The sequence below is a fragment of the Pseudomonas sp. GW821-FHT10B02 genome (genome assembly GCF_059415665.1).
On record NZ_JBWKNR010000013.1, the window covers coordinates 74,820 to 89,166 of the forward strand.

Consider the following 14,347-nt stretch of genomic DNA (forward strand, 5'->3'; position numbering starts at 1 on the left):
CGCAACTTGCAGTCTGAAGCGCTTAAGTCCTCTGATTTGAAACTTTGCGGCAATGCACCATGGCGTCGCGGATCATGAAGTTGACCAGGGTCGGCGAGACGCCGAGTTCTTTGGCGATGTCTTTTTGTGCAACGCCGTGCAGGCGGTACATCTCGAAGGCATAGCGCGTGCGCTGCGGCAGTTCGTTCAACGCGTCGGCGATGTGTTCCAGGGTGGCGAAGTTGATGTGCGTGGCTTCGGGCGAGGCGCCCTGGACGACCACGTTCAGGCCTTCTTCTTCGCTGCCGGAGTACTTGAGCTCCATGGACTGCTTGCGATAGTGATCGATGGCCAGGTTGCGCACGATCTGGAACAGGTAACTCAGCTGGGCCTTGAACGAGGAAGTGATCTGCGGCGCAGAGCTGAGTCGAAAGAAAGCGTCCTGCACCACATCTTCAGCGCGGGAGCGACAGCCAGTGATGCGCGCGGCGATCTTCACCAGAATGCTGCGGTTGTCGACAAACGCCTGGAGTAACGGTGAATCGCACTTACCTGTGGATAGTTGTTCCGCCATGGAAATCACCTTGTCTCTAAGAGGGAGGGGGAGCACTCCAAGCCGGGAGGCTTCCTACGACGTGCGACAAGCTATTCTTAATGATAATTGTTGTCAAATGAGAAAAGTAATTAGTACCGAGGTGGTTTGGTTATAAGTCCGAGCCTGTGATCCACTTCAAAAAAGCCACCGCCCCGCGCCCCGCCCAAGCTGCAGCCAACGCTTAATTATTTGCCCTGGCCATCCGTTCCTCTGTGTACATCACCCGGCGCTCGGCAGGCGCAACGTGCAAGCGCATAGCCGCTACGCGCCACTGCCGAGCCCTGATTTCACGTACAGACTCTGGCAGGAACCCTCCCATGACGGACGCCTTCGAACTCCCGGTTACGCTGGTCCAGGCACTGGCACAACGTGCTGCGCAAACCCCGGAGCGGGTTGCCTTGCGCTTTCTGGCCGATGACCCGCAAGAGGAGGCGGTGCTGACCTACCGGGAGCTGGACCTGCGTGCGCGGACCATTGCCGGCGCCTTGCAGGCGCGTACGACTTTTGGAGACCGCGCCATCCTGCTGTTTCCCAGCGGAGCGGATTACGTAGCCGCCTTCTTCGGCTGCCTGTACGCCGGAGTCATTGCCGTGCCCGCATACCCACCGGAGTCTGCCCGTCGTCATCACCAGGAACGCCTGCTATCGATCATCGACGACGCCGAACCGCGCCTGCTGCTGACCACCAGCGCCCTGCATGACAGCCTGCAGGCCCTGGAGGTGCTGGCCGAGGAAGCTGCGCCGCAGCTGTTGGCGGTCGATCATCTGGACACAGCACTGGCCGATGCCTGGCAGGCACCCGCGCTGCAAGCCGATGACATCGCCTTCTTGCAATACACCTCCGGGTCCACGGCGTTGCCCAAGGGCGTGCAGGTCAGCCACGGCAACCTGGTGGCCAACGAGGTGCTGATCCGCCATGGCTTCGGTATCGACCTCAACCCGGACGATGTCATCGTCAGCTGGTTGCCGCTGTATCACGACATGGGCCTGATCGGCGGTTTGCTGCAACCGATCTTCAGCGGCGTGCCTTGCGTGCTGATGGCCCCGGCCTACTTTCTCGCCCGGCCACAGCGTTGGTTGCAGGCGATCAGCGACCACGGCGGCACCATCAGTGGCGGCCCCGATTTTGCCTATCGGCTGTGCAGCGAGCGGGTCAGCAGTGCAGCGCTAGCCAAGCTCGACCTGAGCCGCTGGCGGGTGGCCTATTCCGGTTCCGAGCCGATCCGTCAGGACAGCCTCCAGGCCTTTGCCGAGAAGTTCGCTGGCTGTGGCTTCAGCGCCCAGAGCTTCTTCGCCAGCTATGGCCTGGCGGAGGCAACCCTGTTTGTCAGCGGCAGTAGCCGTGGCCAGGGTATTGCTGCGCTGACCCTGGATGCCGACGCCCTGGCACGTAACAGTGCCGAACCTGGCACTGACTCGGTGCAGATGAGTTGCGGGCGCAGCCAGCCCGGGCATGGCGTGCAGATCGTCGATCCGCAGCAAATGACGGTGCTGGGTGACAATCAGGTTGGCGAGATCTGGGCCTGTGGTCCGAGCATTGCCAAAGGCTACTGGCGCAACCCGCAAGCGACTGCGCAGACCTTTGTCGAACAAGGCGGACAGACCTGGTTGCGCACCGGCGACCTGGGCTTTGTCCGTGAGGGTGAGTTGTTTGTCACCGGCAGGCTCAAGGACTTGCTGATTGTGCGCGGCCACAATCTCTACCCGCAGGATCTGGAGAAGACCCTGGAGCGTGAAGTCGAGGTATTGCGCAAAGGCCGGGTGGCGGTGTTTGCCGTCGATGACCAGGGTGAGGAGGGCATCGGTGTCGCGGTCGAAATCAGCCGCAATGTGCAGAAGATCGTCAGCCCGCAAAGCCTGATCAAGACCTTGCGCCAGGTCATTGCCGATGCCTGCCAGCAAGCCCCGGCGGTGGTCCTGCTGCTCAACCCGGGGGCATTGCCGAAGACTTCCAGTGGCAAGCTGCAGCGCTCTGCCTGCCGGCTGCGGATGAGTGATGGCAGCCTCGACTGCTATGCGCGTTTCCCGGATGCCCGGCAGCCGGTGGCGGTCGCGCAAGCGCTACAAGGCAACCCGCTGCACAGTCTGATCGCGCGCTTGTGGTGCGAGCAACTGGGCGTGGAGCAGGTCGCCGACGATGATCATTTCTTCCTGCTCGGTGGCAACTCGATTGCCGCCACCCAGCTCACCGCCCGCCTGGCTGATGAACTGGACCTGCAGTTGAGCTTGCGCGTGCTGTTCGATGCGCCGCTGCTGGGTGATTTCTGCAGCGCTGTCGCCGCTGCGCAGCAGGCGGGCGTGGCGCAGGGGGCGATCGAGCGCCTCGCCCGCGTGCAGGCGTTGCCGCAGTCACTGGGGCAAAATCGTTTGTGGTTGCTCTGGCAACTGGAACCGCAGAGCGCCGCCTATAACATTCCGGGGGCGCTGCGTTTGCGCGGCGAGCTGGACCACGCGGCGCTGCAGTCCAGCTTCCAGGCCCTGGTCGAACGTCATGAATCTCTGCGTACAGTGTTTGCCGAGATTGATGGCCAGGCGCTGCAGCGTATCCTGCCAGCGCTGGAGTTCACTGTGCAGCAGCTGGACCTGAGCGACCTCGACAGCGAAGCAGTACTGGCGCGACGTGAAGCCGAAGCGCAGCAACCGTTCGATCTGCAAGCCGGTCCATTGCTGCGGGTGACCCTGGCACGCATGGACAGCGAAGCGCATCAGCTGTGGGTCACCATGCACCACATCATTGCCGATGGCTGGTCGATGAACATCCTCATCGACGAATTCTCGCGTCTGTACGCCGCTCACTGCCAGGGGCAGCAGGCCGAGTTGCCGGCATTGACCCTGGACTATGCCGACTATGGCAGCTGGCAACGGCAATGGCTGGCCGAAGGGGAGGCCACACGGCAACTGAGCTACTGGCAGGCGCAACTGGGCGATGAACAGCCGGTGCTTGACCTGGCCACCGACCACCCGCGTTCCAGTCAGCAGCACCAGTCGGCCGCACGCCTGAGCCTGCGGGTGCCGGCGGCGTTGACCGAAGCGCTGCGCAGCACCGCCCGCCAGCACGACAGCACCCTGTTCATGATCCTCCTGGCCGGTTTCCAGAGCCTGCTGCACCGCTACAGCGGGCAGTCCGATATCCGTGTCGGGGTGCCTAATGCCAACCGTCCACGCCTGGAAACCCAGGGGCTGGTCGGTTTTTTCATCAACACCCAGGTCCTGCGTGCCCGGTTCACCTCGCGCCTGTCGTTCGCCGACCTGCTGGCTCAGGTCCGCCAGGCAACCTTGCAGGCTCAGGAACATCAGGACCTGCCCTTCGAACAATTGCTGGCAGCCTTCCCGGATGCCCGCGAGCAGGGCCTGTTCCAGGTCATGTTCAACCACCAGCAGCGCGATCTGAGTGCTTTGCGTCGCCTGCCTGGGCTGCTCGCCGAAGAACTGCCATGGCACAGCCGCGAGGCCAAGTTCGACCTGCAACTGCACAGCGAGGAAGACCACCAGGGGCGCCTGTCGCTGTCCTTCGACTACGCCAGCGAGCTGTTCGACGCCGCCAGCGTGCAGCGTCTGGCCGCACACCTGCTGAGCTTGCTGGAGCAGGTCTGTGCGCTGCCGACGTTAGCGATCGGCGACCTGCAACTGCTCGATGCGCAAGCGCGTGAGCAACTGCTGCAGTGGGGGCAGGCACCGGCGCCTGCAGCGCAACAGTGGGTCGTCGAGCAACTCAATGAGCAGGCACGGCTGACGCCGCAGCGTACTGCGCTGGTGTGGGAGGGCGGCGCGCTCGACTACGCCGGCATGCACCAGCAGGCCAACCGCCTGGCCCATTATCTGCGCGACAAGGGCGTCGGCCCGGATGTCTGCGTGGCGATTGCCGCCGAACGTTCGCCGCAGTTGCTGATCGGTGTGCTGGCGATTCTCAAGGCCGGTGGCGCCTATGTGCCGCTGGACGTCGATTACCCGGGCGAACGCCTGGCTTACATGCTCGCCGACTGTGGTGCGAGCCTGTTGCTCAGCCACAGCGAGGTGCTGGAGCGCCTGCCGCAAGTGGATGGGGTCAGTGCCATTGCCATGGATCAGCTCAATCTCGACAGCTGGCCGTGCCAGCCACCGGGGCTGCACCTGCACGGCGATAACCTCGCCTATGTGATCTATACCTCCGGCTCCACCGGGCAACCCAAGGGCGTCGGCAACACCCATGCGGCACTGGCCGAACGTCTGCAGTGGATGCAGGAACGCTATGCGCTGGATGAGCACGACGTGCTGATGCAGAAAGCGCCGATCAGCTTCGACGTTTCGGTCTGGGAGTGCTTCTGGCCGCTGGTCAGTGGCTGCAAACTGGTACTGGCAGGCCCCGGCGAGCACCGTGATCCACAGCGTATTGCCGCGCTGGTGCGCGAGCATGCGGTGACCACCTTGCACTTTGTTCCAGCCTTGCTGCAGGTCTTTGTTCAAGAGCCACTGGCGGCGAGCTGCACCAGTTTGCGCCGTCTGTTCTCCGGCGGTGAGGCGTTGTCTGCCGCACTGCGTGACCGGGTGCTGCAAGTGCTGCCGCAGGTGGCGCTGCATAACCGTTATGGCCCGACCGAAACCGCGATCAACGTCACTCACTGGCAGTGCAGCGAGGCCGATGGCGCGCGCTCGCCGATTGGCCGGCCGTTGGCCAACGTCGTTTGCCGGGTTGTCGATGAGGAGTTGCAGCTCACTGCCCCGGGCGTTCCGGGAGAGTTGTTGCTCGGTGGGGCCGGGCTGGCACGCGGCTATCTCGGCAGGCCGGGGCTGACTGCCGAACGTTTCGTGCCGCACCCGGAAGGTGATGGCCAGCGTCTCTACCGCAGTGGTGACCGGGCGCGCTGGGTGGCGTCGCTGGGAGCCCTGGAGTACCTGGGCCGGCTTGATCAGCAGGTGAAACTGCGCGGCTTTCGCGTCGAACCTGAGGAAGTTGAGGCCTGTCTGCTCAGTCAGCCAGGTGTTGAGCAGGCGCTGGTACTGATTCGCCAGACCGTTGCCGGGACGCAACTGGTGGGCTATTACAGCGGCGTGGAAAACAATGCCGGACTGTTGGCGGCATTGGCCGGTCAACTGCCGGCCTATATGGTCCCGGCGTTGTTGATGCACTTGGCGCAGATGCCCCTGGGCCCAAGCGGCAAGGTCGAGCGCAAAGCACTACCGGCACCGCTCTGGACCACCCGTGAACACATCGAACCGAGCACCGCGCTGCAACAGCAGATCGCGGCGATCTGGCGCGAAGTGCTGGGGCTGCAACAGGTCGGCCTGCAGGACGACTTCTTTGCCCTCGGCGGCCATTCGCTGCTGGCGACCCAGATCATTTCCCGCACCCGCCAGGCGTGCAACGTCGAGTTGCCGCTGCGGGTATTGTTCGACGCCAGCGAGCTGGGCGCATTTGCCCGAGAGGTCGAACGTATACAGCACAGCGGCGCACATAACCTGCAGGGCGAGATCGCGCGGATCGACCGTCGCCAGGCCGTGCCGTTGTCTTACTCCCAGCAGCGCATGTGGTTCCTCTGGCAGATGGAACCGGACAGCCCGGCCTACAACGTCGGCGGTATGGCCCGACTGCGTGGAGTGCTGGATGTCAGCCGCTTCGAGCAGGCCTTGCAAACCCTGATCGTGCGCCATGAGACCCTGCGCACCACCTTCCCGAGCATCGACGGCGTGCCATACCAGTGCGTGCACAGCGACAGCACGCTGCAAATGCACTGGCAGGATTTTTCCGCCGACAACCCCGCCCAGCGCGAGCAGCGTCTGCAGGCCTTCGCCGATGAGCAGGCGCATCAACCCTTCGACCTGGAGCGCGGTCCGCTGCTGCGTGCCTGCCTGGTCAAGGTCAGCGAGCACGAGCACTATTTTGTTCTGACCTTGCACCACATCGTCACTGAAGGCTGGGCCATGGACATCTTCGCCCGCGAGCTCGGCGAGCTGTACGAAGCCTTTGTCGATGAGCGTGAATCGCCGCTGCCGGCGTTGCCGGTGCAGTACCTGGATTACAGCGTCTGGCAGCGCCAATGGCTGGAAGCCGGAGAGGGGCAGCGTCAACTGGATTACTGGAAAACCAGGCTCGGTGATGAGCATCCGGTGCTGGAACTGCCCACCGATCGTCCACGGCCAGCACTGCAAAGTCACCGTGGCGAGCTCTATCGCTTTGACCTCAGCCCGCAACTGGCGGCGCGGGTTCGCGCCTTCAATGCCGAGCGCGGCCTGACCCTGTTCATGACCATGACGGCAACCCTGGCGGTGCTGCTCTATCGCTACAGCGCACAGCAAGACCTGCGTATCGGCGCGCCGGTGGCCAACCGCATCCGTCCGGAAAGCGAGGGGCTGATCGGCGCCTTCCTCAACACCCAGGTGCTGCGCTGCCAGCTCACTGGGCAGATGCGCGTCGCTGAGCTGATCGATCAGGTCCGCCAGACCGTGATCGAAGGCCAGTCGCACCAGGACCTGCCGTTCGATCAACTGGTCGAAGCCTTGCAACCTGCGCGCAGCACCGCCTACAACCCGTTGTTCCAGGTGATGTGCAACGTGCAGCGCTGGGAGTTCCAGCAGAGCCGGCAATTGTCGGGCATGCAGGTGGATTACCTGGTCAACGACGCCCGGGCGACCAAGTTCGACCTCAACCTGGAAGTCACCGACCTCGACCGGCGTCTGGGCTGCTGCCTGACCTACAGTTGCGACCTGTTCGACGAGCCGCGCATCGCGCAGATGGCGGCCCACTGGCAGAACCTGCTGGCGGCCATGCTCGAAAATCCCGAGCAGCGCCTGTGCGAGTTGCCGATGCTGGCCAGCACTGAACAACAGCAGCTGCGTGCCAGCCTCGAAGGCGACCTTGATGCAGACCTGGGGCAGACCATCGAAGGCCTGTTCAGTGCGCAAGCGGCACGTCAGCCACAGGCCCTGGCGCTGACCTTTGCCGGTCAGCACCTGAGCTATGCTGAGCTGGACGCCCGGGCCAACCAGTTGGCCCGGGTCCTGCGCAAACGCGGTGTAGGCCCACAGGTAAGGGTAGGCCTGGCGCTGGAGCGCTCGCTGGAAATGGTCGTGGGCTTGCTGGCGATCCTCAAGGCCGGTGGCGCCTATGTGCCGCTGGACCCGGAGTACCCGCTGGAACGCCTGCACTACATGATCGAAGACAGTGGCATCAGCCTGTTGCTGGGGCAGCGCAGCCTGTTCGCGGCGCTGGGCGAACTGCCGGGCCAGGTCGATCGCTGGAGCCTGGAAGACGACGGCCCGGCGCTGGCCAATGTCAGTTGCGAGCCGCTGATCACACAGAGTCTGCCGGGCCATCAGGCTTACTTGATCTACACGTCAGGCTCCACCGGCAAGCCTAAAGGCGTGGTGGTCAGCCGTGGCGAGATCGCCATGCATTGCCAGGCGGTCATCGAACGTTTCGGCATGCGTAGTGACGACTGCGAACTGCACTTCTATTCGATCAACTTTGACGCCGCTACCGAGCGCTTGCTGGTGCCGCTGCTGTGCGGCGCGCGGGTGGTCTTGCGCGCTCAGGGACAGTGGGACGCCGAAGAGATCTGCACCTTGATTCGCGAACAGCAGGTGTCGGTTCTCGGCTTTACCCCGAGCTATGGCAGCCAACTGGCGCAGTGGCTGGCCAGCCGCAACGAGACCCTGCCGGTGCGCCTGTGCATCACCGGTGGCGAAGCCCTGACCGCTGAGCACCTGCAGCGGATCCGCCAGGCGTTCACGCCACAGCAGTTCTTCAACGCCTATGGGCCGACCGAAACCGTGGTCATGCCGTTGGCGTGCCTGGCGCCGGAACAGTTGCCAGCCGGTGCCGGCAGTGTGCCGATCGGTAGCGTGGTGGGTGCCCGGGTGGCTTACATTCTCGATGCCGATCTGGCGCTGTTACCCCAGGGCGGTATCGGCGAGCTGTATGTCGGCGGCGCCGGCCTGGCCCAAGGTTACCATGAGCGACCGGGGCTCAGTGCCGAACGCTTTGTCGCCGACCCGTTCAGTACTCAAGGCGGGCGCTTGTACCGTACCGGCGACCTGGTGCGTCAGGGCGCCGATGGGCTGGTCGAGTACGTTGGCCGAATCGACCATCAGGTGAAGATTCGTGGTTTCCGTATCGAACTGGGGGAAATCGAGACGCGCCTGCTGGAGCATCCAGCGGTTCGCGAGGCAGTCGTGCAGGCCCTGGACATGCCGGGCGGCAAACAGTTGGTCGGTTACCTGGTCTGCGATCAGGCTCATGGCGATAGCGCTGTGCAGGCTGTGCTGCGTGATGCACTGAAGGCCCAGCTTCGACTGCACCTGCCGGACTATATGGTGCCCAGCCATCTGGTACTGCTGGAGCAGATGCCACTGATGGGCAATGGCAAGCTTGACCGCCGTGCCCTGCCTGCGCCTGATCTGGAGCACGGGCGTGAGCACTATGAAGCACCGCGCAACGCGCTGGAACAGCAGCTGGCCAACCTCTGGCGCGATGTGCTGAACGTACCGCGGGTCGGCTTGCAGGACAACTTCTTCGAACTGGGCGGTGACTCGATCCTGTCGATCCAGGTGGTCAGCCGTGCGCGTCAGGCGGGGCTGCATTTCACCCCGCGCGACCTGTTCCAGCACCAGACCATCCAGACCTTGGCCAGTGTGGTGCGCCGCGGCGACGACAACCCGGTCGATCAAGGGCCACTGAGTGGTCGCGCGGCGCTGACGCCGATCCAGCACTGGTTCTTCGACAGCGATGTAGCGCAGCCCCAGCACTGGAACCAGGCGGTATTGCTGGCACCGGTCGAGCGTCTGACGCCCAAGGCGCTGGAGCAGGCCTTGCAGCAACTGATCGAGCATCACGACGCGCTGCGCCTGCGCTTTAGCACGCAGGAGGGCCAGTGGCAGGGTGATTACGTCCAGGGTGAAAGCCGCGAGTTGCTCTGGCAGGTGTCGGTCAACAGTTTTGCCGATTGCCAGCCGCTGTACAGCGACGTGCAGCGCAGCCTGGACCTGGGCAACGGTCCACTGTTGCGGGCGTTGCTGGTCGAAGACGTTGAGGGGCAGCAGCGCTTGCTGTTGGCGATCCATCACCTGGTGGTCGATGGTGTGTCGTGGCGGGTGCTGCTTGAGGATTTGCAGGCGCTTTACCGTGGCCAGGCATTGGCGGCGAAAACCCGCGCCATGAGCGATTGGGCCGCACGCCTGCAGGCCTATGCCGGCAGTGATTCACTGCGCGACGAACAGCACTGGTGGCAGACCCAATTGAGCACCGCTCACCGTGAACTGCCATGCGACCATCCGCAAGGGGCGAACCTGCACAAGCAGGCGCACACCCTGAGCTTGCGCCTGGATGCCACACAGACCCGGCAACTGCTCAAAGAAGCGCCAGCGGCCTACCACACTCAGGTCAACGACCTGCTGTTGACCGCCCTGGCCCGGGTGCTGTGCCGCTGGAGCGGCGACACCTCGGTGCTGGTGCAACTGGAAGGCCATGGCCGGGAAAACCTGTTCGAGGACATGGACCTGACCCGCAGTGTCGGCTGGTTCACCAGTGCCTATCCATTGAGCCTGAGCCCTGCGGCTGATGCCGGTGCGTCGATCAAGGCAATCAAGGAACAACTGCGCCAGGTGCCGCACAAGGGGCTGGGGTACGGTGTGCTGCGTTACCTCGCCGATACTTCAGTACGCGAAACCATGGCGGCCTTGCCGCAGGCGCGGATCACCTTCAACTACCTCGGCCAGTTCGACCAGCAATTCCAGGCCGATGCGCTGTTCCAGCCGGTGGATGAAGCAGCCGGCGAGGCCCATGACCCGGAGGCGCCGCTGCCCAACTGGTTGAGTGTCGATGGCCAGGTCTACGCCGGTGAATTGCAGCTGCGCTGGACCTTCAGCCGTGAGCGCTATGACCAGCGCACCATTGAACAATTGGCCGAGGCCTACAAAACCGAACTGCTCGGCCTGATCGAGCACTGCCTGGCCCCTGGCAACGGCAGCTTCACGCCGTCGGACTTCCCGCTGGCGCAACTGACCCAGGAGCAGATCGACAGCCTGCCCGTGCCTGCGGCGCAGATCGACGATGTGTATCCACTGACGCCCATGCAGGAAGGGCTGTTGCTGCATACCCTGCTTGAGCCCGGCACCGGCATCTACTACATGCAGGACCGCTACCGGATCAACAGCGCCCTCGACCCGCAGCGCTTTGCCCAGGCCTGGCAAGCGGTTGTTGCACGCCACGAGGCCCTGCGTGCGTCGTTCAGCTGGAACGCTGGCGAAGCCATGCTGCAGATCATCCATAAACCCGGCAGTACCGCGCTTGACTACCTGGACTGGACCGACATCAGCGAAGACGAGCAGGAAGCGCGTTTGCAGGCCCTGCATAAGCAGGAGCGCGAAGCAGGCTTCGATCTGCTGCAACAGGCGCCGTTCCACCTGCGCCTGATTCGCATCGGCACAGACCGCTACTGGTTCATGATGAGCAATCACCACATCCTCATCGATGCCTGGTGCCGCTCGTTGCTGATGAACGATTTCTTCGAGCTGTACATGGCCCTGGGCGAAGGCCGCGAGGCGCAGTTGCCGGTGCCGCCGCGCTACCGCGACTACATCAGCTGGCTGCAGCACCAGGACCTCGACGCTGCGCGTCAGTGGTGGCGCGACAACCTGCTGGGCTTCGAACGCAGCACCGCTGTGCCGAGCGACCGGCCGCTGCTGCGTGATCATGGCGCCGAGAACGCCGGGATGATCGTCGGTGACTGTTACACCCGCCTCGATGTGACTGAAGGAGCGCGCCTGCGTGAGTTGGCCCAGGCCCATCAGTTGACCGTCAACACCTTTGCCCAGGCGGCCTGGGCGCTGGTATTGAGCCGTTATAGCGGCGAGCGCGACGTGCTGTTCGGGGTCACCGTGGCCGGTCGTCCGGTGAGCATGCCGCAGATGCAGCGCACGGTCGGGCTGTTCATCAACAGTATCGCTCTGCGCGTGCAACTGCCGGCGGTGGGCCAGCGTTGCAGTGTCCGTCAATGGCTCAAGGGCCTGTTCGAACGCAATATGGAGTTGCGCGAATACGAGTACCTGCCGCTGGTGAGCATTCAGGAGTGCAGTGAGCTACCCAAGGGCCAGCCATTGTTCGACAGCCTGTTCGTGTTCGAGAACGCCCCGGTGGAAGTCTCGGTGCTGGACCGTGCGCAACACCTGAATGCCAGCTCCGATTCCGGGCGCACCCACACCAACTTCCCGCTGACTGCAGTCTGCTACCCCGGCGATGACCTGGGGCTGCACCTGTCGTTCGATCAGCGCTATTTCGACACCTCGACGGTCGAGCGCTTGCTGGCCGAGTTCAAGCGTCTGCTACTGGCCCTGGCCGATGGCTTCCAGGGCGACATGAGCGAGCTGCCGTTGCTGGGTGAACAGGAGCGCCGTTTGCTGTTGGAAGACTGCAACCGCAGCGAACGGGATTACCCGCTGGAGCAGAGTTACGTAGCGCTGTTCGAGGCGCGGGTCGCTGCCCATCCGCAGCGTACTGCCGCACGGTGTCTGGAGCAGTCGATCAGCTATGCACAGCTCAATCGCCAGGCCAACCGCCTGGGGCATGCACTGGTGGCTGCCGGGGTAAGTATCGACCAGCCGGTGGCGCTGCTGGCCGAGCGCGATTTGCCGTTGCTGGGGATGATCGTCGGCAGCTTCAAGGCCGGTGCCGGTTACTTGCCGCTCGATCCGGGCTTGCCGACGGCGCGTCTGCAACGCATCGTCGAACTCAGCCGTACGCCAGTGCTGGTCTGCAGTCAGGCCTGCGCCGAGCAGGGCCGCGCGCTGCTGGATGAACTGGCCTGCGCGGGGCGGCCGAAGTTGCTGGTCTGGGAGCAGGTGCAGAACGCCGAGCTACCCGAGCTCAACCCAGGCATCTACAGTGCGCCGGACAACCTCGCCTACGTGATCTACACCTCCGGCTCCACGGGCTTGCCGAAGGGCGTGATGGTCGAGCAGCGCGGCATGCTCAACAACCAGTTGAGCAAGGTGCCGTACCTGCAACTGGACGAACACGACGTGATTGCCCAGACCGCCTCGCAGAGTTTCGACATTTCCGTCTGGCAGTTCCTCGCCGCGCCGTTGTTCGGGGCTCAGGTGGCGATCGTGCCCAACAGCATTGCCCACGATCCCCAGGGCCTGCTTGAGCACGTTCAGGCTTGCGGGATCACGGTGCTGGAAAGCGTGCCGTCACTGATCCAGGGCATGCTCGCCAACGAGCATCAGCAACTCGACGGCCTGCGCTGGATGCTGCCAACCGGGGAGGCGATGCCACCCGAGCTGGCGTCGCAGTGGTTGCAGCGCTATCCGCAGATCGGCCTGGTCAATGCCTATGGTCCGGCGGAATGTTCCGATGACGTGGCGTTCTTCCGCGTCGATGCGGCCTCGACCCGTGGCAGCTATCTGCCTATTGGTACGCCGACCGACAACAACCGCCTGTACCTGCTCGGTGACGATCAGCAACTGGTGCCACTGGGGGCCGTCGGTGAGCTCTGTGTGGCCGGCACCGGCGTCGGTCGCGGCTATGTCAGCGACCCGCAGCGCACCGCCCTGGCGTTCATCCCGCATCCGTTCGGGGCGGCGGGCGAACGCCTGTACCGCACGGGTGACCTGGCGCGGCGCCGTGCGGATGGCGTGCTCGAATACGTCGGGCGCATTGACCATCAGGTGAAGATCCGTGGCTACCGCATCGAGCTGGGCGAGATCGAAGCGCGTCTGCATGAGCAGGCCGAGGTGCGCGACGCAGCGGTGGGGGTTCAGGAAGGGGTCAATGGCAAGCATCTGGTGGGTTATCTGGTGCCCAACGATGCGGCAGCCGATAGCAGCGTGCTGCTCGAGCTGATCAAGCAACGCTTGCGCGCCGAGCTGCCCGAATACATGGTCCCGCTGCACTGGGCCTGGCTCAAGCAACTGCCGCTCAATGCCAACGGCAAGCTCGACCGCAAGGCGCTGCCAAGCGTTGATTTCGCCGCTCAGCAGAGTCAGGACTTCCTCGCTCCGCGCAGTGAGCTGGAGCAGACCCTGGCGACGATCTGGGCCGAGGTGCTCAAGGTCGGGCAGGTCGGGGTGCGCGACAACTTCTTCGAGTTGGGCGGTCACTCCCTTTTGGCTACGCAGATCGCCTCGAGGGTGCAGAAGGCGCTGCAACTGAACGTGCCGTTGCGGGCGATGTTCGAGTGCAGCACCGTCGAAGAGCTGGCGAGCTACGTGGAAGGCCTCAAGGCCAGTGAGCTGAGCGACGACAAGGTCGACCGGCTCAGTGACCTGATGGCCGAGCTTGAGGCGCTCTAGCGGCTAGGCGGTGGTGGGGCAGGTACGTTGCAGGTCGTGTTTGAGCAACACGACCGAGGCGGCCAGCAACACGGCGTCCTTGATCAGAAAGGACGTCGAGCTGCCCATGGCCGGAAAGCCGCCGGCGCTGCTTTCCCAGCCACCGGGAGTGCTCAGGATCAGGGTCAGGGTGGTCAGGTAGGTGATCGCCGAGCCGATCGCCCCGGCCACGGCCCAGCGCGGTTGCCAGAAGCCGATCAGCAACGCTGCGCCGATTGCCCACTCGGCTACGCCCAGGGCATAGCTGGCGCCCTGGATCCCGAAGGCGGGATGCATCCAGGACAGCAACGGACTGTTGTCGATCAGCGGAATGAGCGCCTGGGCTTCATAGGCGAACCATTTGGTGTAGCCGAAACCGATGAAAATCACGATCAGGCTCAGGCGCAGCAACGTGATGTCGAGGGAGGAGCGCACAAAGGCGTCGAGGTAGGCGGGGCGGGTCATGGAGAGTTCCTTTTCGGTTAGGGGTACT

General features: G+C 63.9%; 3 protein-coding genes. 1 reads left to right on the top strand and 2 read right to left on the bottom strand.

From position 1 onward, the window contains the following. Window positions 1-22 precede the first annotated feature (22 nt). On the bottom strand, window positions 23-553 hold the full coding sequence (locus AC07OF_RS19570) for an RNA polymerase factor sigma-70 (protein WP_038613161.1): 531 nt from the start codon (window positions 551-553) through the stop codon (window positions 23-25). A 338-nt stretch (window positions 554-891) separates the two neighbouring features. On the opposite strand from AC07OF_RS19570, the gene AC07OF_RS19575 reads away from it, so the two are divergent. After that, window positions 892-13,836 (top strand): non-ribosomal peptide synthetase, encoded by a 12,945-nt coding sequence (locus tag AC07OF_RS19575; RefSeq protein WP_495073356.1) that lies wholly within the window; start codon window positions 892-894, stop codon window positions 13,834-13,836. Between the two features lie 3 nt (window positions 13,837-13,839). On the opposite strand, the gene AC07OF_RS19580 is transcribed toward AC07OF_RS19575, so the two are convergent. Continuing rightward, window positions 13,840-14,319 carry a YkgB family protein gene (locus AC07OF_RS19580; RefSeq protein ID WP_157193407.1) on the bottom strand — a complete coding sequence of 160 codons (480 nt, stop codon included), beginning with the start codon at window positions 14,317-14,319 and terminating at the stop codon, window positions 13,840-13,842. Window positions 14,320-14,347 lie beyond the last annotated feature (28 nt).